We start from the raw sequence: 23,635 nt of genomic DNA on the forward strand, positions 1-23,635 counted from the left end.
GTGCGCCGACGGCCAAAGTGCGCCGTCGGCGCCGCGCAGAAGGGGGTTCCACGCAGGTGGGAGGGGGTAGGCCGGGCGGGACTCGAACCCGCGACCCAGGGATTATGAGTCCCCTGCTCTAACCAACTGAGCTACCGGCCCTCCGTCGTCAGCAAACGTCATCCTAACAGGGTGTGTCCGGCGTTTCCCCGCCGTAAATCCGTTGCCCCGCGGGCGTTGCCCGACCCCGATGACGACGCGTCAACCCCTTGACGGCACCTGGGTAGCAAGGCTCACAGCAGAGCGGTCTAGGGTGGAACGGTGCGGCGCGCGCCTGGCCGTACCCCCTGGGCCCGGCACCGGAGCCGCCCCGAACCCGTTGGTAACATCGCGGGTCGCACACCGTCGTCAGGAGAGTTCACGCATGTCCAAAGCACCCGTCAACGTCACCGTCACCGGCGCCGCCGGGCAGATCGGCTACGCCCTGCTGTTCCGGATCGCCTCGGGTCAGCTGCTCGGCACCGACACCCCGGTGAAGCTGCGCCTGCTGGAGATCCCGCAGGCCGTCAAGGCCGCCGAGGGCACGGCGATGGAGCTTGACGACTGCGCCTTCCCCCTGCTCCAGGGCATCGACATCTTCGACGACGCCAACAAGGCGTTCGAGGGTGCCAACGTCGGCCTCCTGGTCGGCGCCCGTCCGCGCGGAAAGGGCATGGAGCGCGGTGACCTGCTCCAGGCCAACGGCGGCATCTTCAAGCCCCAGGGTGAGGCGATCAACGCCGGCGCCGCTGACGACATCCGCATCCTGGCGGTCGGCAACCCGGCCAACACCAACGCCCTCATCGCGCAGAGCCACGCCCCGGACGTCCCGGCCGAGCGCTTCACCGCGATGACGCGTCTGGACCACAACCGCGCGCTGACGCAGCTCGCCAAGAAGCTCGACGTGTCGATCAACGACATCAAGAAGCTCACCATCTGGGGCAACCACTCCGCGACCCAGTACCCGGACGTGTTCAACGCCGAGGTCAACGGTGCCAACGCGGCCAAGGCCGTCGGCGACCAGGCCTGGCTGGAGAACGACTTCATCCCGACCGTCGCCAAGCGCGGCGCCGCGATCATCGAGGCCCGTGGCGCCTCCTCGGCCGCCTCCGCCGCCAACGCCGCCATCGACCACGTCTACGACTGGGTCAACGGCACCCCCGAGGGCGACTGGACCTCCGCGGCCATCCCGTCCGACGGTTCCTACGGCGTCCCCGAGGGCCTCATCTCCTCCTTCCCGGTCACCTCCAAGAACGGCAAGTGGGAGATCGTGCAGGGCCTGGAGATCGACGAGTTCTCCCGCGGCCGCATCGACGCTTCGGTGCAGGAGCTCGTCGAGGAGCGCGACACCGTGAAGGACCTCGGCCTGGTCTAGTACCGAGTCCCGATCACGAGCGGCCGGCGGAGTGTACCGACACCCCGCCGGCCATCGTCGTCCCTGACCTCGGCTTCCGGTGCGCCGCCACTGGAGACCACCGGTGCGTTCCGGGCGCGACACGATTCCGCCGATCCGGAGGAGAAAACCGGACCGATCCCGTTTGGTCGGGGCGCGCACAGTGCAGTAGCGCTGATAAGCCCGCATCCAGCGGGCTCGTCGGAGACCTCCCCAGGCGGGTCCAGGTTCGTTCCGAGCGATCTGAGGGGACTCGGATCAGTCCCGGACCCACCGGCTCACCGCGAGGGGCAAGACGCGGTGGGGAGGATCCGTGGTGGCGGCCCGCTCCCACCGGGGGAGCTGGAGCGGGCCGTCTCCACATACCGTTGACGGACCTCCCACCGACAGATTCACGGGTCGGGGTTCGGGCAGTCGACCAGCACCAGCTCCTTGCGCAGCTCGTCCAAAGCGCCCCTCAACAGGCGGGAGACCTGCATCTGCGAGCAGCCCAGGAGCCCGGCGATCTCCGTCTGCGGCTTCTCGTCGAAATAGGAGAGAACGACAACGCGCCGCTGGACCGGGGGCAGGCGGGTGAGCGCCGACCTGAGCACCGTCCGGTCGACGACGAGTTCGAGTTCGCGGTCGGCGCCGCCGAGCGCGTCACCGAGGATCTCCTCGCTGCCCTCTTCGTCGTGTCCCTGGGGAAGGTCCAGGGACAGCGCGGAGTAGGCGGACGCCGCGTTGATGAGTTCGCCGGTGGCCCTGCTGTCGGTCCCGAAGTGCGCGCCGATCTCCGTCTGTGTGGGCGGCTTGGCGTGGTCCTGGGTGTAGTCGACCACGAACCGGTTCAGTTCGGCGCGCCGGTCACGGTAGGACCTGGGCACGTGGACCGCCCACACGTTGTCCCGGAAGTGGCGCTTGATCTCCCCGCTCACGGTGGGCAGCAGGTAGGAGACGAACCGTTTCCCGTGGCCCGGGTCGAACCCGGCGATGGCCTTCATCAGGCCGAGCGAGGCGATCTGGCGGAGCTCCTCGGTGTCGACGCCCCGGTTGCGGTAGCGTCCGGCCTCCCTGAACACGACCTTGGTGTGGAGGTGCGCGATACGGCTCCGGAGCTCTCGCGCGGTACTGCCGTCGCGCGGCAGGCCGCGCAGCTTCGAGAGCATGTCCTCGGCTTCCCCGTCCACGGGGGTGTTCCCCGTGGTGGGGAGTGTGGCCCGTGCTGAGCGGTTCATAACGGTCCTCCTGGCCATCCCGCCGCCGCGAGGGCAAGGCAGTGTCGAGAAGGCCGCGCTGTCGGACCTGGTGCCTTACTACCCGGTCCAACGGAGATCAAACAGGAAGCGCCGGTCTGTACGTCCCCGAGCCCGGTGGATCGCGTTGCCACGCGTGGGCACGTAGTGGACGATGGGAAGCCATCCCCGGCATCGGCCGTCTCCGATCAGCGAGCGGCAGTACCGGGAGCTCAGGAGGAGCAGGTTGACGAACCCACGGAAAGACCTGTCCAGCGCCTTCGCTGACTTCGCGAGGGACCTGCTGGACAAGGAGTCGGTCCAGTCGACCCTGGAGGAGATCGCCCAGCTCGCGGTCAGCGAGATCGACGGATGCGAGTTCGCGGGCATCTCGGTGCTGCACCCTGGCGGCAGCATCACCACTGCGGCCTCCACCCACCCCGTCGTCGGGGAGGCGGACCAGCTGCAGTACACGACGCGCCAAGGCCCCTGCCTGGAGGCGATCAGCGACCGGAAAGTCTACTTCATCCACGACACCCTGGCAGAGCCGAGGTGGCCCGACTTCGTGGAAGGCGTTGCTGGACTGGGCATGCGCGGCATGATGTCGGCACAGCTGTTCACCAGGCGCGAGGTCCTGGGCGGGCTGAACCTCTACTCGACGGAGACCGGCGCGTTCGACGAGGGGTCGGCCCGGGTCGGCGAGATCCTCGCCGCGCACGCGGCCGTGGCACTCTCCAGCGCCCAGAACGACGAGTCCCTGCGCGACGCCATCCGAACGCGCGAGCGGATCGGCGAGGCGACCGGAATCCTCATGGAGCGGTACAAGCTCACCAGCCAACAGGCCTTCGCCCTGCTGGCCAAGGCCTCCCAGAACCTGAACACCAAGCTGCGCGACCTCGCGGAGGAGATCGTGCACACCGGCGATTTCCCGAGGAAGAGCGTCTGACGGACCTGGCCGGGGCGGGTCGCCGGACGGCCCGCCCTGCGACCCTTTTGTCGTTTGAGTCCGGAATCTCCCGGGCAGCGGATGCACCACACAGCCGCTGAACGGGGGATTCCAGATGACCACCACCGAACCCGCGGCACAGGCAGCGCGCAAAGTCCTCGGACCGCCACCCGTGCCGCCTCCCGGAGGAGCCGGTCAACGGTGGCGTTCCACCGCCCAAGCGCTGATCCGGGAAATCGAGAGGGGAAACCTCACCCTCCCCCTCCCCGGACAGGGGAACACCTGGGAGCGGTGGGAGGCCCTGCGCCGACTCGCGTGCCGCGACCTCCCGCTCGCCCGCCTGGCCGAGGGGCACAGCAACGCCCAGGCGATCATGGCGGAACTGGGGGTTCCCGCGAGCGGGACGGCGCAGATCTGGGGCGTCTGGACGGACCGGTCGGCCCGGTACGAGCTCACCGCACGGAAGAACGGCAAGCGCTGGTCGCTCACCGGCACAAAGGGGTTCTGCGCGGGGGCCAGAACCTGCACGCACGCGCTGGTGACGGCCGGGCTCGAGTCCGGGGAGCAGGGACTGTTCGTGGTGGGCAACCAGGACACCACGGCCTTCCCCGGACGGACCACGTCTGAGATGGCCTCCAACGATATCCTCGCCCTGACTTTCGACGACGTTCCCGCGGTCCTGCTCTGCACCGCGGAGGACTACGCGAAGCGTCCCGGTTTCCACCACGCGAGCGCCGGTGTGGCGGCGTGCTGGTACGGCGGGGCGCGCGCCTTGGCGGACACGCTCGCGGTGCGGGCCTCGGCCGAGGACTGCGACCCGTACGTCCGAGCACATTTCGGCGCGGTCGAACGCGACCTGTGCGCCGCGCGGGCCGTCCTGCGGCTGGCGGCTGGGGCGGTGGACCAGGATCCCGAGGACCACGAGAATCTGGCCGCCACGCGCGCCCTGCGCACCAGGTCGGTCGTGGCGGAGGCCTGCTGGTCGGTGATCCGGCACGCTGACGAGGTCCTCGGGCCCGAGTCCGGCTCCCCGGACCCCCAGCACATCGCAGCCGCCGCCGACCTTGCCGCCTACATCCGTCAGCACCGCGGGGAACGCGACCTGGCCAGGCTCGGCGCACTCGTCGCCCGCCGGGGGCGGGGGAACCGGGCCCACCGCGGGGAACGGGACGACCCGGCATTCTGACCAGCCCCCGAGCGGGCCTACCGGGCCGGTGAGGGGTCCAATACCCCGCCGTGTCCCGAAAGGGGTCGGAGAGCGGGCAGTATAGAGACCGTGAGTCTCATCGATGTACTTCCGGCCGAACCAGAACCCGACTCCCTCTTCGAGGCGTTCGCTTTGTGGGCCGAGGATCGGGGCCTCACCCTCTACCCGCACCAGGAGGAGGCCCTCATCGAGGTCGTCTCCGGGTCGAACGTCATCCTCAGCACCCCCACCGGTTCCGGCAAGAGCATGGTCGCCACCGGCGCTCTGTTCGGCGCCCTGGCACGGGACGAGTGCGCGTTCTACACCGCGCCCATCAAGGCGCTGGTGTCGGAGAAGTTCTTCGACCTGTGCAAGATCTTCGGCACCGAGAACGTCGGCATGATGACCGGCGACGCCAGCGTCAACGCCGACGCGCCCATCGTGTGCTGCACGGCCGAGGTCCTCGCCCAGATCGCTCTGGCCGAGGGCACGGATGCCGACATCAACACCGTCGTCATGGACGAGTTCCACTTCTACGCCGAACCCGACCGCGGGTGGGCGTGGCAGGTGCCCCTGCTGGAGATGCCGCAGGCGCAGTTCCTGCTGATGTCGGCCACCCTCGGCGACGTCAGCCGGTTCGAGGAGGACCTGGAGAAGCGCACCGGACGGTCGACCGCGGTCGTCGCCTCCGCCGAGCGCCCCGTCCCCCTCTACTACGACTACCGGGCCACCCCGCTGCACGAGACCCTCGAGGAGCTCCTCGGCAACGGCGACGCGCCCGTGTACATCGTGCACTTCACCCAGGCGCAGGCCGTGGAGCGCGCACAGTCGTTGACGAGCATCAACATGTGCACCAAGGAGGAGAAGGCGAAGATCGCCGAGGAGATCGGCAACTTCCGCTTCACCACCAAGTTCGGCCGCAATCTGTCCAGGTACGTTCGGCACGGCATCGGCGTCCACCACGCCGGGATGCTGCCCAAGTACCGTCGCCTGGTCGAACGGCTGGCGCAGGCCGGACTGCTCAAGGTCATCTGCGGTACGGACACCCTCGGTGTGGGCGTGAACGTGCCCATCCGCACCGTGCTGTTCACGGCGCTGAGCAAGTACGACGGGGTCCGGGTGCGCAGGCTGCGCGCGCGTGAGTTCCACCAGATCGCCGGACGCGCCGGACGCGCGGGCTTCGACACGGTCGGCAACGTGGTCGCCCAGGCGCCCGAGCACGTGATCGAGAACGAGAAGGCCCTGGCCAAGGCGGGCGACGACACGAAGAAGCGCCGCAAGGTGGTGCGTAAGAAGGCCCCCGACGGTTTCGTGGCCTGGGACGACGCCACTTTCCGCAAGCTCATCGACTCCGACCCGGAGCCGCTCAACTCCCGCTTCCGGGTGAGCAACGCGATGCTGCTGAGCGTGATCGGCCGCCCCGGCAACTGCTTCACCGCCATGAAGCACCTGCTCACCGAGAACCACGACGACCGCAAGACGCAGCGCCGCCACATCCACGAGGCGATCGCCATCTACCGGTCGCTGTTGGACGGCGGGATCGTGGAGACCCTGCCGGAACCCGACGACCAGGGCCGCACCGCCCGGCTGACCGTGGACCTGCAAGCCGATTTCGCGCTCAACCAGCCGCTGTCCACGTTCGCGCTGGCCGCCCTGGAGCTGTTGGACGCGGAGTCGCCGACCTACCCGCTGGACGTGCTCACGGTCGTGGAGTCCACCCTGGACGACCCGCGCCAGATCCTCGGCGCCCAGCTCAACAAGGCCCGGGGCGAGGCCGTCCAGCAGATGAAGATGGACGGTATCGAGTACGAGGAGCGCATGGAGCGGCTCGAGGAGATCGAGTACCCCAAGCCGTTGGAGGAACTCCTCGACCACGCCTACGAGGTCTACCGCCGCGGGCACCCGTGGGTGGGCGACCACCCTCTGCGGCCCAAGACCATCGCCCGTGACATGTACGAGCGCGCGATGAACTTCGTCGAGTACGTGGGCTACTACGAGCTGGCCCGCTCCGAAGGACTGGTGCTGCGCTACTTGGCCAGCGCCTACAAGGCGCTCAACCAGACGGTGCCCGACGACGCCAAGACCGAGGAACTGCGTGACCTCATCGAGTGGCTCGGCGAGCTGGTGCGCCAGGTCGACTCCAGCCTGCTGGACGAGTGGGAGCAGCTCACCAACCCCGAGGAGGAGGCCGAGGGCGAGACCGGCGATGTCGAAGAGACGGTACGCCCCGTCACCGCGAACTCCCGCGCCTTCCGCGTCCTCGTCCGCAACGAGCTCTTCCGCCGCGTGGAACTGGCCGCCCGCCGCCGCTACGGCGACTTGGGCAAGCTGTCCGAGGACGACGAGTGGACCGGCGAGGAGTGGGCCGAGGCGGTCGAGGCGTACTACGCCGAGCACGACGAGATCGGCATCGGCCCGGACGCCCGAAGCCCGAAGATGCTCCTCATCGAGGAAGAGAAGGACTTCTGGCGGGTCCGTCAGATCCTCGCCGACCCGGACGAGGACCACGACTGGGGCATCAGCGCCGAGGTGGACCTGGCCGCCTCCAACGCGGAAGGACGCGCAGTCATCCACGTCACCGACGTGAACCGGCTCTAGGTCGATGTCCGGCCCCGCCGAACTTCCACGGGGCCGGACATCGACCTCGCTCAGGCGAGGAGGTGCGCGTTGACCTCCCGGACCCCCGCCGCGAGGTCGGGGCGCTCGACCACGGTGCGACCGTCCTCGGCCAGGCGTTCGGCACCGTCGCAGTCGACGAACAGGGCCGGCTCGCGCCAGGCGAGGACCACGCGCGGGATCGGTGTGGTCAGGATGAGCGCACTGCAGGAACGGGGACGCGAAGCACGGGCGCTGCACGGTTCCAAGGACGTGTACATCGTCGCCCCGGTGAGCCGCGGGTCGTCGGGGTCGGTTCCGCGGAGGGCGACCTCTTCAGCGTGGTCGTGCGGGTCGTCGCGACGCGAGTAGCCCTCCCCCAGGACGCGGCCCTCGGCGGAGACCACGACGGCGCCCACGGAGAAAGCCGTGTCCGAGGGCGGGCAGGAGCGGGAGAGCTCCACGGTGCGCTCCAGCCAGTACGTGTCGGCGCTGCCCTCCGATGGCGCGGGTCCGCCGTGCGCCCCGGTCTCCTCTCTCAACGCCGATCCCCCGGTTCCCCGGACCCTCCACGTTCCCCCTTCACCCCGGACCTCCCCGAAGCGAGGCAGTACCGCAGTACGGCCACTCCGTCCAGGGCACGCGCCTCCATCAGGCGCATGGGAACGTCCGGGGTGAAAGGGTAGGCACCCGGCATGACGAAGCGCGGGGCGTCATCGTCACCCACGAAGAACGGCGCGACGGCCAGCCGGAGTTCGTCGACGAGTCCCGAGGTGAGGAACAGGGTGTGGATGTGCCCGCCGCCCTCGACCAGGAGCCGGGTGACACCCCTGTCGGCGAGGTCGGCCAGGATCGCCTTCGCCGTGGGCGGGTCCCCCGCATCGACGACCTCGGCGGACGGACCGGATTCCGGGTGCTCGGACGGCGGACGGTTCCCGGACAGGCGGCGGTTGGCGGTGGCCACACCCGTACCGCCCGTGTACACGACCGCCCCGGCATCGCCGGTGGTGAAGAAGCGCGCCTCGGGGTCGATGTCACCGCCCCGGGTGACCACTGCCTTGAGCAGGTTCTCGGTGCGCCCCTGTTCGCGGCGGCGCTCGCGCAGGACCGGCGAGCGCACGAGGAGTCGGGGGTTGTCGGCACGGAGGGTGCCCGCCCCGACCAGGATCGCGTCACATCCGGCGCGCAGCTCGTCGATCTCGGCGAAATCGGCCTCGTTGGAGAGGCGGAGGCGTTCGGGGCTGGTGTCGTCGATGCGCCCGTCGACCGACATCGCGCAGCTCAGGATGGTGTAGGGACGGTCCATGCCCCAAGGCTAACGGCGGGCGCCCGCCCGGCGGCCTAGGCCGTGCGAGACGGGTGTTGCCTCCCGGACGTTCCCCTCCCGGCTGGCAGCTTTTCCCCGCACTTCAGCAAAGCCCCGAGTGCCGCCACAAGTATCGGATCAGGCACCGCCGAAACGAATGTTCCCGCTGTCTTCCCGCGGGTTTTCGCTGGCAGCGGGTTCGCTGCCGGAATTGGCCACTCATTTTCCCAATAGCGCGGCCGACCTTTCGGGGGTCCCGAAACGTTCGGGGCCAACGACCCGGGCTCTTCGGATGGGCCCCACCCGAACCCTTCCGCACGGTTCCTTCCGGCCCCGGCTCCCACGTGGACCTCCGGTGCCCTCCGGGCCGAATCCCCGGTGAAGCCCGCAATCTCCGGTACAGGCACCGGGCGGCGAGCCCGCACGGGCAGCCTGGACCCCATTCCTCACATAATGGACATTAGGTGTATAAGCACTAGTCGACTCAAGGCCGACCTAACGCACAGCACACCCACCTTCACGGGCCACGCCGGGCCACCCGAAGCAACGTCGTGCAACCCCGTCCGCCGATTTTTACTACCTGTATCCTGGACCCGGTTAACAAGCGGACCAACGCGGAATAGAATCCTTTGACGCGATCCCCTCGGGGACGATCCGGCAATCTGGGAGTCGACCGCACTTCCCCACCTCAGACAAGAGGACGGCGATGTCTCGTTTCACCTCCCCCGATTTCCTGAGGCAGGCGGGGGACAAACACGTCAGGGCCAAACCCCCGCCGCCCGTCAATCTGGCCAGAGCCAGCATCGAGCGGGTCCACTCCTTCCACCTCAAGGGGAAGGACCACTTCGCCGTGGACAGAGAGCTGGCCACCCTGGCCGAGCGTGAGGCCCCGGGCTTCGTCGACATCGTCCTGGGCGAGCGCGCCTTCCTCCAGCGCGCCGTACGTCACCTCTCTGCGGACCTGGGAATCCAGCAGTTCCTCCAAGTGGGTGCCGGACTGCCCATGCCCGGCGACCCGCACGAGATCGCCCACGAGAGCCACCCCGACGCCCGTGTCGTCTACGCGAGCGACGACCCCGTGGTGCTCGCCCACCACCTCGCCCTGATCCGCGACGGCCGGACGACCACCGCCGTATCCGCCGGGCTGGACCACACGTCCCGACTGCTGCACGATCCCGAGAGCGACAACCTCCTCGACCTGGACCGGCCGATCGGCCTGATCCTCACCGGCGTCGTCTCACACACCTCGGACGCGGCGGCGGCAGCACGGAACATCGCGGTCCTGCGCGACGCCCTGGCCCCCGGCAGCCACATGGTCCTCAGCCACTACTGCCGCCCCGACCCCGGGCGGCACCCCAAGGACGCGCTCCGAGCGGAGCGGCTCCAACGCCTGTTCACGGAGAAGCTGGGACACGGATACTGGCGGACCGAGCAGGAGATCACCGCCTTCTTCGACGGCTGGGAGGCGGTACCCCCGGGTTTGCTCCGGGCCCAGAAATGGCGGACCATGCCGGTGGCCCCACCCGTCCCGGGCAGCTACCAGATGCCGCACCGCAACCGACAGCTGATCATCGGCGGCGTGGGCCGGATCTGAGTCCGTACACCACCCTCGTACCCGCGTTGGAGCCCCAGGGCCCGGCAGCGGGCGAGGGCCCCGGCACCGCCCGCAGCGGCCCGGGGCCCTTGCAGGTTCCGGGAACGACGCAGCACGTCCCGGAGACGACGAAGGCCCGCCGGAACTCTCCGACGGGCCCACTCCCCGCTCTCGCGACTGGACTCGAACCAGTAACCTGCCGGTTAACAGCCGGCTGCTCTGCCGATTGAGCTACGCGAGACCGCGCCTTCCGAAACCGGATCCCGGCCTCGGCGACACCACCAGAATAGCGCCTCCCCAGGGGTGCTCGCGACGCGTTTTCGCTCCGGGATCGGTCTTGTCCGCCACCTCACCCTGTTCGCGGCCTCACCCCGGCACCGGCAGAGCCCTGTTCGGGGCGTCCTGCACCTGGACAGGCCCGAATGCCCTCGGCAGCTCCCCGGTAGCCGCACAGCGCATCCCGGAGACGACGAAGGCCCGCCGGAACTCTCCGACGGGCCCACTCCCCGCTCTCGCGACTGGACTCGAACCAGTAACCTGCCGGTTAACAGCCGGCTGCTCTGCCGATTGAGCTACGCGAGACCGCGCCTTCCGAAACCGGATCCCGGCCTCGGCGACACCACCAGAATAGCGTGCTTGGAGAGTGCTCATGACCAGTGTCGGCTCGTGTGACCGCAACCACGACAGGGTAACGTCGGGGCACGGACCACTCCGACCGTCACCAAGGCCGTAAAGAGGGACAGGGACCATGCGCTACCGGATCACTTTCGCCGCAGGACTCGCCATCGGATACGTCCTGGGAGCCAAGGCGGGCAGGGCCCGCTACGAACAGCTCTCCCGCACCGCCCGCAAGGTGGCCGACAGCCCCTTGGTACAGGAAGTAGCCGGGGTCGTCGGCGCCCAGACCAGCAAGGCCGGCCGGGCCGTCTACGACAAGGCCGTAGCCACGATGCCCGTCACGTCCGTGCGCGACTTCCTCGCCCGTCCCACCGACGAAGAGGCCGAACTCATCGAGTGGGAGGTCAGCCTGGCCAACGGCACTCGGCCGGCAAACGACCCCGGCCAAGGGCGGGACGTCTGACGATGGCGCTGTTCGGTCGGGGCATCCCCGAGCAAGTGCGTTCCCGGCTGGAACAGGGCGAGCGCGTGCTCGCGCAGGTGGCCGTCGCCGAACCGGCCGAGGGCGGCACCCCCGACGACACCCCTGAGGGCAGCCTTATGGTGGCCACCACCCTCGCCCTGTACCTGGCCGAGGGGCGCGCCGTGCCCTGGCAGGACATCGACCAGGCCCGCTGGAGCCCCGACACGTTCACGTTCATCGAGGAAGGGTTCGGGGAACACACGGTACGCCTGCGCACCGACCAGACCGGTGAGCCCGTGGACTACCGGCGCATGGCCGAGACCGTCGCCGAGCGGGTCACCTCCACCATTCTGGTCAACCGCTTCGTGCCCTTCCCCTCCACCGAGTCCGCCACAGGCTTCCGGCTGGTCGCCCGGCGCCCCCCGCTGGGCACCGAGATCGACTGGCGCGTGCACCTGGGAGAGGGACTGGACCCGGACGACCCGCGCCTCTCCGACGCCGTCTCCCGAGCCCTGGCCCTCCTCAACGAGCAGATGGGCGTCTGAGCGCCACAGGAGTACGGGGGTGCCCGTCCACCGGATCAGTGCCTGGGTCCGGCGGGCAGGTGCCTAGGCCCGGCGGGCAGCGGGCAGCACGGAGCTGGCGGGTACGGAAACTCCCCCGGTATCGAGTCAACCCGGGACCGGGCCGTGGCGCCAGTCCCGGGTGCGGACCCTGTGGACAGCGCTCAGCCGCGCGCGGCCCTGACCCGCTTGTCCAGGCCCAGGGCGAGCGCCTCGGCCAGGTGCAGGGCCTTGCGCCCCGCCCCCTGCTCGATCTGGGTACGGCAGCTGTAGCCGTCGGCGAGGACCAGGGTGTCCTCGTCGGCGGCACGGACCCTCGGCAGCAGTTCGCGCTCGCCGATCGCCTGCGACACCTCGTAGTGCCCCTCCGTGAAACCGAAGTCCCCCGCCAGGCCGCAGCAGCCCGAGTCCAGCACCTCGCCGTCGATCCCGGCGCGGGCGATCAGCTCCCGGTCCGCGTCGAAGCCCATCACGGCGTGCTGGTGGCAGTGCACCTGGGCCAGCGCCGACGCCGAGACGCGCGGCGGTTGCCAGTCCGGAGCGTATTCGTTGAGGAAGCCGGCGAACGTGTGCACGGCCGCCGCCACCCTCTCGCTCTGCTCCCCCGGCAGAAGCTCCAGCAGGTCGTGCTTGAGCGCCGCAGTGCAGCTCGGCTCCAGGCCCACCACCGGCAGCCCCTGGGACACCAGGGGCGCCAAGGCGGCCACCGAGCGGCGCATCACCGCGCGGGCCACGTCCAGCTGCCCGGTGGAGACCCAGGTGAGCCCGCAGCAGACCTGCCCCTTGGGCAGCACCACGGAGAAGCCCGCGTCCTCGAGCACGCGCACGGCGGAGACCAGGACGTTCGGGTTGAGCAGGTTGCCGAAGGTATCCGGCCACAGCACCACCTTGGCTCCGCCGGCGCGCCCCTCACCGCGGGCCAGGCGGCGCCGGAAGGCGCGGGTGAACGTGGTGCGCGCGAAGGCGGGCAGGTCGCGCTCGGCCGCCACTCCGGCCGCGCGCTTGGCCAGGGAGGACACCCCGGGCAGCCGGACCGCCCGGTTGGCCTCCACGGGGGCCGCGGCAGCCAGGCGGGCCAGCACCGGCAGCCACCCCATCGAGTAGTGCGCGGCCGGGCGCACCCGCCCCTTGTAGTGCTGGTGCAGGAACTCGGCTTTGTACGAGGCCATGTCCACGTTGACGGGGCAGTCGCTCAGGCAGCCCTTGCAGGACAGGCACAGGTCCAGTGACTCGCGCACCTCCTCGGAGCGCCAGCCGTCGGTGATGACATCGCCGTTGGCCATCTCGAACAGCAGGTGGGCCCGGCCCCGGGTGGAGTGCTTCTCCTCCTGGGTGACCTGGTAGCTGGGGCACATCACGCCCGGCCCGCTCTGGCGGCGGCACTTGCCCACACCCGAACAGCGGCGCAGGGCCTTGGCGAAGTCGCCGTCGTCCTCCGGGTAGGCCATGGTGACGTCCGAGACCAGCGGGAGCTCGGTGCGCGGGTTCTCGGTGCGCAGTTCGTCGGCCACACGGATGTCGGCGTCCAGCGGCAGCGGGTCGACGATGATGCCGGGGTTCATCAGGTTGTCGGGGTCCCAGACCCGTTTGAACTCGCCGAACGCGCGGATCAGGCTCTCGGGGTACATACGCGCGAGGAGTTCGGAACGCGCCTGCCCGTCACCGTGCTCACCGGAGAGGGAGCCGCCGTGCCGGACCACGATCCCGGCGGCCTCCTCCAGGAAGGCGCGGTACTCGCGGCGCCCGGCCTCGTGTGTGAGCTCGAAGTCGATGCGCACGTGCAGGCAGCCGTCGCCGAAGTGGCCGTAGACCACCCCGTAGCGGTCGTGCCGGGCCATGAGGTCCTCGAAGTCGCGCAGGTAGGCACCGAGGTTCTCGGGCGGCACCGCGGCGTCCTCCCAGCCCGACCAGGCCTCGGCGCCGGTGGGCGTCCGGGAGGTGAGCCCGGCCCCCTCCTCCCGGATGCGCCAGAGCGCCTTCTGGTGTGCCGGGTCGGTCACCACGGAAGTGTCCCTGGGGCGGCTGTCGGCGTCCAGGGCGTCGATCATCGCCTGGGCCGCCGCGGCCGCCCCGTCCATGTCCTGGCCGGCGATCTCCACCAGCAGCCAAGCACCGCCGAGCGGCAGGGGCACCCGTGACTTGGACCCGTGCCGGTCCAGCGCGGCGACGATGCGGTCGTTGATGCCCTCGACGGTGAGCGGGGAGTGGCTCAACAGGCCGGGCACGGCGTCGGCGGCGGCAGGCGCGTCCTCGTAGCCGAGCACCGCAAGGGCGCGGGCGGGCGGTGACTCGACCAGCCGGACCGTGGCGCCGAGAACGAGGGCGCAGGTGCCCTCCGTGCCCACGAGGGCGGCGGCGACGTCGCGCCCCTTCTCCGGGAGCAGGCGGTCCAGGGCATAGCCGGAGACGCGCCGCCGGAACTCCGGCATGGACGTGCGCATCTCGGCGCGGTGGGTCTCCACGAGGCGGCCCAGTGCGGCGTGGATCTGGCCCTCACGGCCGGGGCGGGCGGCCAGTTCGGCGAACTCCTCGGCGGTGTGCCCCGACCCTACGGTGATCCGTGTGCCGTCGGACAGGAGCAGGTCCAGGGAGACGATGTTGTCGGCGGTGGTGCCCCAGGCGACCGAGTGGGAGCCGCAGGCGTTGTTGCCGATCATGCCGCCGATGGTGCAGCGGCTGTGGGTGGAGGGGTCAGGGGCGAAGGTGAGTCCGTGCTCGGCGGTGGCCGCGCGCAGGTCGTCGAGGATGACGCCGGGCTGGACGGTCGCGGTTCGGGCCGCCGGGTCGATGTGCTCCACGGCGCGCAGGTGGCGGGAGGTGTCGATGACCACGCCGGTGCCGATGGAGTTCCCGGCGATGGAGGTGCCCCCGCCGCGGGGGACGATCGGGACCCCGTGCGCAGCGCAGGCGCGGACGGCGGCGACGCAGTCGTCAACGGTCTCGGGGATGACCACCGCGAGCGGGACGCGGCGGTAGTTGGAGGCGTCGGAGGTGTACAGGGCGAGCGTGCCCGCGTCGAGGGCGACAATCCCTTGGACGCTGTCCTCCAGGTCCCGGTGGAGCGCGGTGAGATCCGGGCGTGTGGTGGTGCTGTGCGGGTCGGCCATGACCACAGCGTGTCGCGGCCGGTGGCGGCGTGGCAACCACGGCACGCGGCGCGGTCGCCCCGCTCTGGGCCGGGTCCGGTCGCGGCGCGGTCCGCCCGCCCTGAGCAGGCTTAGTCGAGGGAGTCCCGCATGGCGCGGATCAGGTCGCCGTTGGGGTCCATGTCGAGGTTCCAGACCATCATCCCGGCCAGGTCGTGGTCCTGGACGTACTCGCCCTTGAGGGCGATCACCTCAGGGTTGTCGTAGGTCCACCACTCGTCTCCGTCGTAGACCCAGTACGAACCCGAGTCCTCGTCGAGGAAGCGGCGGCCGTCCATCTCCTCGAGTTCGGCGAAGGTCCGGGTGGGGCCGTCGTAGTCGTCCTCGGCCGGGCCGTCGGCCTCCTGGTTGCGGCCGGAGTCCTCGGCGGGGACGCCCTGCCAGCCGCGGCCGAAGGCGGGGATGCCCATCACCAGCTGCTCCGGTTCCGCGCCCAGGTCGAGGTAGCGCTGAACGGCCTGGTTGACACTGTTGGCGTCCTCGTTGTACTCGGGCCGGTGGAGGTTGGAGTGGTGCGTGGTGCGCTCGTTCCAGGGGCCGGCGAAGTCGTACCCCTGCACGGTGGCGAAGTCGGCGTGGTCGAAGATCTCCGGCTCGTAGGCCTCGGTGAGCGACGCGCCCCCGGGCAGCGAGACGGACAGGACGTAGTCGTCCCCGGTCTCGCTGGAGAGCTCGTCCATCTGGCGGCGGAACTCGGCGACCAGCAGGGTGAAGTTCTCCGGGTCGTCGGGGTGCTCGATGTTCTCCTCGAGCCCCTCACCGCCCGGCCACTCCCAGTCCAGGTCGATACCGTCGAAGACACCCGCGGCCGAACCCTCGCCGCCTTGGGGTTCGTCGCCGCGAACCGGCAGGTCACCGCGGAGCCACAGGTCCAGGCAGGAGGCCACGAACTCTTCGCGGGACTCCTCGGTGCGGGCCGCGGTGGAGAAGTTCACCGACCAGTTCCACCCTCCCAGGGAGAGGCTGGCGCCCATGTCGGGGTACTCCTCGCGGAGCATGCGCAGCTGGTTGAGACTGCCCGCCAGTTCCTGCTCGTACTCGTCGGCCTCGCCGCTGACGCTCTCGTCGGCGTCGTAGCGGCGCTGGTACAGCTCCCAGGGCTGGTCGTGGCTGTCCTCGGGGATGTGGCAGAGCCCGTCCGTGTTGATGTCGCCGAAGGCCCACATGAGTCTGGTGAGGTCGGCGGGGGCACCGCTGGCCCGCAGTTCGTTGATGGTGTAGCTGCGGTTGGCCACGTTCCAGTCGGCGAAGTACCCGATGCGTTCGGGTTCGCTCCGGTTGATGATCACGAAGGTGCCCACGAGCAGCACGACGGCGACGGCGGCCGCGCCCAGGACCAGCATCGGACGCCGCCCGAAGGATGTCTTGGGCTTCGGCGAGGTCGGATTGGGGTTCACACCTCGACCGTAGGGGCAGCACCGCTTCCGGACCGGGTGTTCGTCCCATGTCGGCCACATCAGGCCGTTTCCGGACGTCAGGGAACCCAAGGGGCTCCCCATACGTTATTGGAGCCTCAGCAGCACTCACGGGTGGTCACCCGCCGTGTACGCCACACGGGACCCGGCGGTCCCATACGGAACCCAGCTGCCTCGCTCAGCCGCCTCGGAGGAATTCCTTCAGTGCGCCCGCCCGCGACGGGTGCCGGAGCTTGGCCAGGGTCTTCGCCTCGATCTGGCGGATCCGCTCCCTGGTCACACCGAATTCGCACCCGACCTCCTCCAGTGTGCGCGGGCGCCCGTCGACCAGTCCGAAGCGCAGCCGGATGATCCGCTGCTCGCGTTCGGAGAGGTCTCCCAGGAGCACCCGTAGCTGTTCCTGCAGGAGGCTGAAGGCGGCCGCCTCCACCGGTATCACGGCGTCCGAGTCCTCGATGAAGTCTCCGAAGTCGGATTCCTCGTCGCCGATGGGAGCTTGGAGGGAGACGGGTTCGCGGGCGATGCGCTGGATCTCCAGGACGCGCTCTCCGCCGAATCCGGCGGCGGAGGAGATCTCGGCGACGCTGGGTTCACGGCCGAGTTGTTGGTGCAGCTGGTGTTGCACCCGTACGAGTTTGTTGATGGTCTCGACCATGTGCACGGGGATGCGGATGGTGCGGGCCTGGTCGGCGATGGCACGGGTGACCGCCTGGCGGATCCACCACGTGGCGTACGTGGAGAACTTGAACCCCTTGGTGTAGTCGAACTTCTCCACCGCGCGGATCAGGCCGAGGTTGCCCTCCTGGATCAGGTCCAGGAAGAGGAGCCCCCGCCCCATGTAGCGCTTGGCGATCGACACCACCAGGCGGAGGTTGGACTCGATGAGGCGCCGTTTGGCGCGTCTGCCCTCGTCCGCGAGGGCGGCGAGCTCGTCCGCTCCGCAGAGGCCGAGTGAGGGGTCTCGGCGCTGCGCGTACAGGCCCACCTCGATGGCTTTCGCCAGGTCCACCTCCTCCCGCGCGCTGAGCAGCGGGACACGGCCGATCTCGCGCAGGTACAGGCGGACCAGATCGGAGCCGGAGCGGCGGCCCGTGTCGACGGGGGCCACCGCCTCCTCCGGGTCGGCCACGTCGACCCCGGCGCGGGCCAGGTCGGTGATGGTCTGATCCAGGGAGTCGGGGGGCGCGTCCAGGCGTTCCAACGCCGACGCGACCTCCCCACGACTTACTGGTCCCCGGCTCGAGTCAGGGAGTAGGCGGACCACCTGACGAATAGGTGGTATTTCGTTGGTCACAACTGTGGGAGCCACCACTACATTGTGCCCACAGACCTTCCCCCATAGGGAGAACTACTATTGTCACCCTCCTGCTACATACCCTCAGCCTCGGCCTCCCGAAGGGCCCGTCGTTGCTGGCTGAGCTGCATGAGTTCGACGAAGAGCCGGTTGTGTTCCTCGGGTTCGGCGGCCGGGTCAATCCGGTGGAGCTGGGATTTGAGGTTTGACTCCCGCCGGTTGATGGAATGCTCCTTGATTGTGCTCAGCATTTGTCGGGCGAAATGCTCGTCAAGTTCTCCATAGAACTCCATCTCCTCTACACCCAAGCGCGTGACGAAATCCCGCTGAGCCTCGTTCGGAGCGGCGTCGCGCAGGACGAGCGGCCAGGCCCCCGAGTCGGTGACCGCGTCGACCCCGCCCTGCTCCCGGACGAGTGTGAACACGGCCCGGTGCTGGGGGACGGTGAAGTCCTCCTCGGTGAGCCCGTCGAAGCCCCGGGCCAGGTGGGGGTACTTGATCGCGAGTTTGAGGGCCTGGCGTTCCCGCTGCACGGAGGGGTCGTTGAGGTTGTACGGGGCCTCCCGGGCCTCCGGCGCGGGGGCCGGCTGGGCCGCCGGAGCACGGTTTTCGCCCTGGGCCCTGCCCCGGCCCATGTGCTGACGGACGCGGCGCCGCACGAAGGACTCGTCCATGAATCCGAGCCAGCGGTCGAGATCCTTGGCGTAGACCTCGCGGGTGCCCTCGTTGCGGATGCTGGCCACCACGGGGGCGGCAGCGTCCAGGGCGGCGATCCGGCCCTCCGCGGTGGACAGGTCGTAGTTCTCGAAGGTCTTGCGGATCATGAACTTGTACAGCGGGGTCGCGTTTTCGACCAGGTGCTCGACGGCCGCGGGGCCTTCCTGCTGACGCAGGTCGCAGGGGTCGAGCCCGTCCTTCTGCACCGCGACGTAGGTCTCGGAGGTGAAGCCGTGCTCCTCGGCGAAGGCCCGGACCGCCGCCTTCTCCCCCGCCTTGTCACCGTCGAAGGTGAACACGACCTTGGTCTCGTGGTTCGACCGGCCGTGCAGCATCCGGCGCAGGATCTTCAAGTGGTCCTCGCCGAAGGACGTACCGCAGGTGGCCACCGCCGTGGTGACCCCCGCGTCATGGCAGGCCATCACGTCGGTGTAGCCCTCGACCAGCACGGCCTTGCCCTGCCGCGAGATCTCCCGCTTGGCCAGGTCCAAGCCGTAGAGCAGGCGGCTCTTGTGGAAGATGGGGCTCTCGGGGGAGTTGAGGTACTTGGGCCCGTCCTCCTCCGGGTTGAGTTTGCGCGCGCCGAAACCGACCACTTCCCCGGTGACCTCGCGCACCGGCCAGAGCAGCCGGTTGCGGAACCGGTCGTAGGCGCCGCGCCGCCCCTGACTGGCCAGGCCGCCCTCGATGAGCTCGGCGTCGGTGAAGCCCTTCCCGCGCAGGTGGGCGGTGAGGTTCTCCCAGCCGGCCGGTGCGTAGCCCAGACCGAAGCGTTCGGCGTGCGGCCGGTAGAAACCGCGGTCGGTCAGGAACTGCCGCGCGGTCGCCGCCCCGGGCGAGAGGAGCTGTTCGGCGTAGAACTCCGCGGCGGCCCTGTGCGCGTCCAGCAGCCGCTTGCGCTTGCCCTCGTCCCGGCGGGACGTGCTGCGGCCGCCGCCCTCCTCGTACCGGAGCACGATCCCGGTCTGCTGCGCCAGGGACTCCACGGCCTCGGTGAAGCTGAGGCCGTCGATCTGCTGCACGAACGAGATGACGTCCCCGCCCTCGGCGCAGCCGAAACAGTAGTAGAGGTTCTTGGCCGGGGTGACGTTGAAGGACGGGGACTTCTCGTCGTGGAAGGGGCACAACCCCTTGAGCGAGCCCCCTCCGGCGTTGGTCAGCTGGAGGTACTCACCGATCACGTCAGCGATGGGGGTGCGTTCACGCACCAGGGCGATGTCTTCGTCTTTGATCCGTCCTGCCACGGTCTTCAGAGTAGTTCACCCCGGAGACACGACGCTTGTTGTAGATGTCGAAGGCGACCGCGAGGAGCAGCACCAGGCCCTTGATGAGCTGCTGCCAGTCGACGCCCAGCCCGATCAGGGACATGCCGTTGTTGAGCACACCCATGACCAGGGCACCGATGACGGCGCCGATGACGGTGCCCACCCCTCCCCCGGCGGACGCGCCGCCGATGAAGGCCGCCGCGATGGCGTCGAGTTCGAACATGGTGCCCGCGCCCGGGGTGGCGGCGTTGAGCCGGGCCGTGAAGACGACCCCCGCCAGGGCGGAGAGCACACCCATGTTGACGAACACCCAGAAGGTCGTGCGCTGGGTCCTGATCCCCGAGAGCGCGGCGGCCTGCTCGCTGCCGCCCACCGCGTACACGCGGCGTCCCGCGGTGGTGGAGCGCATCACGAACGCGTACCCGACGATGAGCGCGATCAGGAGCACACCCACGACGGGAAGTCCGTTGTAGGAGGCGAGCACGTACGCGAAGACCATGATGACCACGACGGTGGCGGCCGAGGCCGCGGCGGTGGCCGCCGCGGGCGGCACGGGAAGCCCGTGCCTGCGGCCCCGGGCGCGCGAGCGCCACTGGATCCACACGAGAGCGGCCGCACCCGCCGCGCCCAGGAGCAGCGTCGGCAGGTGGAGGCTGAAATCACCCATACCGGGCAGGAAGCCGCTGGCGATACCGCGCAGGGAGGTGGGCAGCGGCGCCACGGACTCTCCGCCCAGGACGGCCAGGGTCGCCCCTCGGAAGATGAGCATTCCCGCGAGGGTGACGATGAACGCCGGGACCCGGACGTAGGCGACCCAGAAGCCCTGCCAGGCACCGATGAGCGCGCCGAGCAGGAGTGCGACGGGCACCACGACCACCGTGGGCAGACCCCACGAGGTGAGCATGATCGCCGACACCGCGCCGGTGAAGGCGACCACCGACCCGACCGACAGGTCGATGTGGCCGGTGATGATGACCATCATCATGCCGATCGCCAGGATCAGGACGTAGGAGTTCTGCATGATGAGGTTGGTGATGTTCAGCGGTCGCAGGAGCAGCCCGCCGGTCAGGATCTGGAAGAGCACGATGATGGCGATCAGGGCGATGACCATCCCGTACTGGCGGGCGTTGTCGCGCAAGAGCGCCGTGCTGATCCTGGAGACGCGTGTCCTCATCGCGGCCCCCCTTCGTCGGTCGGGCCGTCTTCCCGGGTACGGGTCATCAGCCGCATGAGTCCCTCCTGGTCGGCCTCTTCGCCCGGGACCTCACCGGTGATCCGGCCCTCGCTCATCGTGTAGATCCGGTCGCTCATGCCGAGGACCTCGGGGAGTTCGGAGGAGATCAGCAGCACGCAGGCGCCCTCCGCGGCCAGACCGCGCACGATCAGGTACAGCTCGTACTTGGCCCCGACGTCGATGCCCCGGGTGGGCTCGTCGAGGATGAGCAGCTCGGGCCGGGTGAACATCCACTTGCCGAGCACGACCTTCTGTTGGTTGCCGCCGCTGAGCGTCCGGACGGTCTGGGTCGTCCCGTGGCTGCGCACCCGCATCCGGTCGCTCATCCGCCCGGCCTCCACCGCCTCGAGGCCGGGGTCGATCACCCCGCGCTCGGACACCCGGCCCAGGGCGGCCATGGTGGTGTTGTGGCGGATGTCGTCGTCCAGGACGAGACCGAGGGTCTTGCGGTCCTCGGGGACGTAGGCGATCCCGCCGCGGATCGCGTCCGTCACGCTGGAGGTGTCGAGCTCCCGGCCGTCCTTGAGCAGGCGCCCTCGGACACGGCGACCGTAGGAGCGTCCGAAGAGGCTCATCGCGAACTCGGTGCGTCCGGCGCCCATCAGGCCTGCCAAGCCCACGATCTCGCCCCGGCGGACGGTGATGCCCGCTCCGTCGACCATGAGCCTCCCCGCCTGGGTCGGGTGCAGCACCGTCCAGTCCCGGACCTCGAAGCGCACCTCGCCGACCTCGCCGGAGGCGTCCGGGTAGCGCTGGTCCAGGTCGCGGCCGACCATGCCCCGGATGATCCGGTCCTCGTCGACCGAGGGGCGCCCCTGTCCGTCCCGTTCCACGGACAGGGTCTCGACGGCGCGGCCGTCCCGCAGAATGGTGATCTCGTCGCACACCCGCACGACCTCGCCCAGCTTGTGCGAGATGAGGATGCAGGTCACACCCTGTTCACGCAGGCCCAGCAGGAGTTCGAGCAGCCGGTCGCTCTCCGCCTCGTTCAGCGCCGAGGTCGGCTCGTCCAGGATCAGGAGCCGGACCCGTTTCGCCAGGGCCTTCGCGATCTCGACGAGTTGGCGCGCGCCGACGCTGAGCGCGTGGACGGGAGTGGCGGGGTTCTCGTCCAGACCCACCCGGCGCAGCAGCTCGCGGGCCTGGGCGTGGGTGGCACCCCAGTCGACCACGCCGCGGCGGGAGCGTTCGTGGCCCAGGAAGATGTTCTCGCTGACCGACAGCTGGGGGATGAGGGCGAGCTCCTGGTGGATGATGGCGATGCCCGCGCGTTCGCTGTCTCCGACCCTGGAGAAGTCGCAGGTCTCACCGTCCACCAGGACCTCGCCGACGTAGGAGCCGGTCGGGTGGACCCCGCTCAGGATCTTCATCAGGGTGGACTTGCCTGCCCCGTTCTCGCCCATCAGGGCGTGGACCCTGCCGTGGTCCACGCGGAGGTCGACGCCGTCCAGTGCTGTGACTCCGGGGAACTCCTTGCGGATGCCGCGCATCAGCAGGAGGGGCCCGCCGCGTGGGGCGGGCCCGGCCTCCTTCTCGCTCATTCGAGATCCGACTCCTCGTAGTAGCCGCTCCCGATCAGGACCTCGTGGTAGTTGTCGGCGTCGACCGACACGGGATCCAGGAGGTAGGAGGGCACGACCTTGGCCCCGTTGTCGTAGCTCTCGGTGTCGTTGACCTCCACCTCCTCGTCGCCGGTGATCGCCTCCACCATCGCCACGGTCCGGGCGGCCAGCTCCCGGGTGTCCTTGAAGACGGTCTGGGTCTGCTCCCCCGCGATGATCGACTTCACCGAGGCGACCTCGGCGTCCTGCCCGGTCACCACGGGCAGCGGCAGGTCCTCGTCGCCGTAGCCGACCGCGCGCAGGGACTCGATCACGCCGAGGCTGATGCCGTCGAAGGGTGAGAGGACCGCGTGCAGTTCGGCGTCTCCGTAGTTGGAGCTGAGCAGGTTGTCCATCCGGGACTGGGCGAGGGCGCCGTCCCAGCGCTGGGTGGCGATCTGCTCCATGGAGGTCTGCCCGCTGCCCACCTCGAGCGTTCCGTCGTCGATGTGGGGGTCCAGGACCGACATCGCGCCGTCGTTGAAGAAGTAGGCGTTGTTGTCGTCGGGCGAGCCGCCGAAGAGCTCGATGTTGAACGGGCCCTCCTCGCTCTCCAGGTCCAGGGCCTGTTCGATGTACTCGCCTTGGAGCACGCCCACCCCGTAGTTGTCGAAGGTGGCGTAGTAGTCGACGTTCTCGCTGCCCATGATGAGCCGGTCGTAGGCGATTACCGGGATGTCGTCGGATGCGGCCATGTCGAGCACGTCGCCGAGCGCCTCGCCGTCGATGGAGGCGATGACGAGCACGTCCGCGCCGCGGGTGATCATGTTCTCGATCTGGGAGACCTGGTCCTCCACGACGTCCTCGGCGTACTGGAGGTCGACGCCGTAGCCCCGCTCCTCCAGCTCGGACTCCATGTTGGCGCCGTCGTTGATCCAGCGCTCGGAGGACTGGGTCGGCATGGCGATACCGATGACGCCCTCGTCCCCTGAGGGTTGGGCGGCGTCGCCGACGCCGCCGCAGGCGCTGAGCAGGAGGGCCGCGCCGAGCGCGGCCGCGATGGGAGTCAGGGGTGCGGTGGGTGGGAGGGGTTTCTGGCGGGGCATGCTTCCTCACCTCTCCGGTCC

General features: G+C 69.6%; 17 protein-coding genes and 3 tRNA genes. 7 read left to right on the forward strand and 13 right to left on the reverse strand.

Features of this window, described 5'->3' with window-relative positions:
• Positions 1–67: 67 nt before the first annotated feature.
• A tRNA-Ile gene (locus tag ACYVDG_RS10020) sits at positions 68–141 on the reverse strand.
• 262 nt (positions 142–403) lie between these two features.
• On the opposite strand from ACYVDG_RS10020, the gene ACYVDG_RS10025 reads away from it, so the two are divergent.
• Entirely contained in the window at positions 404–1,393 is a 990-nt protein-coding gene (locus tag ACYVDG_RS10025) for a malate dehydrogenase (protein WP_460748688.1), read from the forward strand.
• Positions 1,394–1,803: 410 nt separating this feature from the next.
• On the opposite strand, the gene ACYVDG_RS10030 is transcribed toward ACYVDG_RS10025, so the two are convergent.
• Positions 1,804–2,628, reverse strand: coding sequence for a sigma-70 family RNA polymerase sigma factor (locus ACYVDG_RS10030; RefSeq protein ID WP_460748691.1), 825 nt, complete (start codon positions 2,626–2,628; stop codon positions 1,804–1,806).
• A 244-nt stretch (positions 2,629–2,872) separates the two neighbouring features.
• Here ACYVDG_RS10030 and ACYVDG_RS10035 point away from each other — a divergent pair, with 244 nt between their 5' ends.
• From ACYVDG_RS10035 to ACYVDG_RS10045, 3 genes are all read left to right on the forward strand, one after another.
• A complete protein-coding gene (locus tag ACYVDG_RS10035; RefSeq protein WP_460748694.1) occupies positions 2,873–3,571 on the forward strand; it encodes a GAF and ANTAR domain-containing protein in 699 nt (232 codons plus the stop codon).
• 115 nt (positions 3,572–3,686) lie between these two features.
• The gene (locus ACYVDG_RS10040) at positions 3,687–4,757 is read left to right on the forward strand and encodes an acyl-CoA dehydrogenase family protein (protein ID WP_460748697.1); all 1,071 of its coding nucleotides are present in this window, start codon (positions 3,687–3,689) and stop codon (positions 4,755–4,757) included.
• A 90-nt stretch (positions 4,758–4,847) separates the two neighbouring features.
• Positions 4,848–7,355 carry a DEAD/DEAH box helicase gene (locus ACYVDG_RS10045; RefSeq protein ID WP_460748700.1) on the forward strand — a complete coding sequence of 836 codons (2,508 nt, stop codon included), beginning with the start codon at positions 4,848–4,850 and terminating at the stop codon, positions 7,353–7,355.
• Positions 7,356–7,405: 50 nt separating this feature from the next.
• On the opposite strand, the gene ACYVDG_RS10050 is transcribed toward ACYVDG_RS10045, so the two are convergent.
• Together ACYVDG_RS10050 and ACYVDG_RS10055 are read right to left on the reverse strand one after the other, a co-directional pair.
• Positions 7,406–7,894 (reverse strand): cytidine/deoxycytidylate deaminase family protein, encoded by a 489-nt coding sequence (locus tag ACYVDG_RS10050; RefSeq protein ID WP_460748703.1) that lies wholly within the window; start codon positions 7,892–7,894, stop codon positions 7,406–7,408.
• Positions 7,891–8,658: a RibD family protein gene (locus ACYVDG_RS10055; protein ID WP_460748705.1), complete on the reverse strand. Its 768-nt coding sequence runs from the start codon at positions 8,656–8,658 to the stop codon at positions 7,891–7,893. Before ACYVDG_RS10055 ends, ACYVDG_RS10050 begins: the two co-directional genes overlap by 4 nt.
• Positions 8,659–9,364: 706 nt before the next feature.
• Between ACYVDG_RS10055 and ACYVDG_RS10060 the strand changes: the two genes are divergently transcribed.
• Positions 9,365–10,252 (forward strand): SAM-dependent methyltransferase, encoded by an 888-nt coding sequence (locus tag ACYVDG_RS10060; protein WP_460748708.1) that lies wholly within the window; start codon positions 9,365–9,367, stop codon positions 10,250–10,252.
• 168 nt (positions 10,253–10,420) lie between these two features.
• On the opposite strand, the gene ACYVDG_RS10065 is transcribed toward ACYVDG_RS10060, so the two are convergent.
• Both ACYVDG_RS10065 and ACYVDG_RS10070 read right to left on the reverse strand, forming a co-directional pair.
• A tRNA-Asn gene (locus ACYVDG_RS10065) sits at positions 10,421–10,493 on the reverse strand.
• A gap of 268 nt (positions 10,494–10,761) precedes the next feature.
• Positions 10,762–10,834 (reverse strand) — tRNA-Asn (locus ACYVDG_RS10070).
• A 166-nt stretch (positions 10,835–11,000) separates the two neighbouring features.
• On the opposite strand from ACYVDG_RS10070, the gene ACYVDG_RS10075 reads away from it, so the two are divergent.
• On the forward strand, positions 11,001–11,333 hold the full coding sequence (locus ACYVDG_RS10075) for a hypothetical protein (RefSeq protein ID WP_460748710.1): 333 nt from the start codon (positions 11,001–11,003) through the stop codon (positions 11,331–11,333).
• A 2-nt stretch (positions 11,334–11,335) separates the two neighbouring features.
• Entirely contained in the window at positions 11,336–11,878 is a 543-nt protein-coding gene (locus ACYVDG_RS10080; RefSeq protein WP_460748712.1) for a hypothetical protein, read from the forward strand.
• Positions 11,879–12,060: 182 nt separating this feature from the next.
• Here ACYVDG_RS10080 and ACYVDG_RS10085 read toward each other — a convergent pair whose 3' ends face one another.
• The 7 genes from ACYVDG_RS10085 to chvE form a co-directional block, all read right to left on the reverse strand.
• Positions 12,061–15,003 (reverse strand): FAD-binding and (Fe-S)-binding domain-containing protein, encoded by a 2,943-nt coding sequence (locus tag ACYVDG_RS10085; RefSeq protein ID WP_460748715.1) that lies wholly within the window; start codon positions 15,001–15,003, stop codon positions 12,061–12,063.
• Between the two features lie 110 nt (positions 15,004–15,113).
• On the reverse strand, positions 15,114–16,439 hold the full coding sequence (locus ACYVDG_RS10090; RefSeq protein WP_460748717.1) for a glycoside hydrolase family 18 protein: 1,326 nt from the start codon (positions 16,437–16,439) through the stop codon (positions 15,114–15,116).
• Between the two features lie 196 nt (positions 16,440–16,635).
• Positions 16,636–17,721 carry an RNA polymerase sigma factor RpoD gene (gene rpoD / locus ACYVDG_RS10095; RefSeq protein WP_460748721.1) on the reverse strand — a complete coding sequence of 362 codons (1,086 nt, stop codon included), beginning with the start codon at positions 17,719–17,721 and terminating at the stop codon, positions 16,636–16,638.
• A 104-nt stretch (positions 17,722–17,825) separates the two neighbouring features.
• On the reverse strand, positions 17,826–19,712 hold the full coding sequence (dnaG, locus tag ACYVDG_RS10100; RefSeq protein ID WP_460748724.1) for a DNA primase: 1,887 nt from the start codon (positions 19,710–19,712) through the stop codon (positions 17,826–17,828).
• Positions 19,669–20,907: a multiple monosaccharide ABC transporter permease gene (gene mmsB / locus ACYVDG_RS10105; protein WP_460748726.1), complete on the reverse strand. Its 1,239-nt coding sequence runs from the start codon at positions 20,905–20,907 to the stop codon at positions 19,669–19,671. Before mmsB ends, dnaG begins: the two co-directional genes overlap by 44 nt.
• A complete protein-coding gene (locus ACYVDG_RS10110; protein WP_460748728.1) occupies positions 20,904–22,508 on the reverse strand; it encodes an ATP-binding cassette domain-containing protein in 1,605 nt (534 codons plus the stop codon). Before ACYVDG_RS10110 ends, mmsB begins: the two co-directional genes overlap by 4 nt.
• Positions 22,505–23,614 carry a multiple monosaccharide ABC transporter substrate-binding protein gene (gene chvE, locus ACYVDG_RS10115; protein WP_460748730.1) on the reverse strand — a complete coding sequence of 370 codons (1,110 nt, stop codon included), beginning with the start codon at positions 23,612–23,614 and terminating at the stop codon, positions 22,505–22,507. Before chvE ends, ACYVDG_RS10110 begins: the two co-directional genes overlap by 4 nt.
• Positions 23,615–23,635 lie beyond the last annotated feature (21 nt).

Source organism: Nocardiopsis oceani (assembly GCF_054777395.1).

Coding starts and splice junctions, on each gene's coding strand:
- ACYVDG_RS10025 (WP_460748688.1), top strand. CDS start 404: ATGTCCAAAGCACCCGTCAACGTCACCGTCACCGGCGCCGCCGGGCAG.
- ACYVDG_RS10040 (WP_460748697.1), top strand. CDS start 3,687: ATGACCACCACCGAACCCGCGGCACAGGCAGCGCGCAAAGTCCTCGGA.
- ACYVDG_RS10080 (WP_460748712.1), top strand. CDS start 11,336: ATGGCGCTGTTCGGTCGGGGCATCCCCGAGCAAGTGCGTTCCCGGCTG.
- ACYVDG_RS10055 (WP_460748705.1), bottom strand. CDS start 8,658: ATGGACCGTCCCTACACCATCCTGAGCTGCGCGATGTCGGTCGACGGG.
- ACYVDG_RS10030 (WP_460748691.1), bottom strand. CDS start 2,628: ATGAACCGCTCAGCACGGGCCACACTCCCCACCACGGGGAACACCCCC.
- ACYVDG_RS10060 (WP_460748708.1), top strand. CDS start 9,365: ATGTCTCGTTTCACCTCCCCCGATTTCCTGAGGCAGGCGGGGGACAAA.
- ACYVDG_RS10075 (WP_460748710.1), top strand. CDS start 11,001: ATGCGCTACCGGATCACTTTCGCCGCAGGACTCGCCATCGGATACGTC.
- mmsB (WP_460748726.1), bottom strand. CDS start 20,907: ATGAGGACACGCGTCTCCAGGATCAGCACGGCGCTCTTGCGCGACAAC.
- ACYVDG_RS10110 (WP_460748728.1), bottom strand. CDS start 22,508: ATGAGCGAGAAGGAGGCCGGGCCCGCCCCACGCGGCGGGCCCCTCCTG.
- ACYVDG_RS10085 (WP_460748715.1), bottom strand. CDS start 15,003: ATGGCCGACCCGCACAGCACCACCACACGCCCGGATCTCACCGCGCTC.
- chvE (WP_460748730.1), bottom strand. CDS start 23,614: ATGCCCCGCCAGAAACCCCTCCCACCCACCGCACCCCTGACTCCCATC.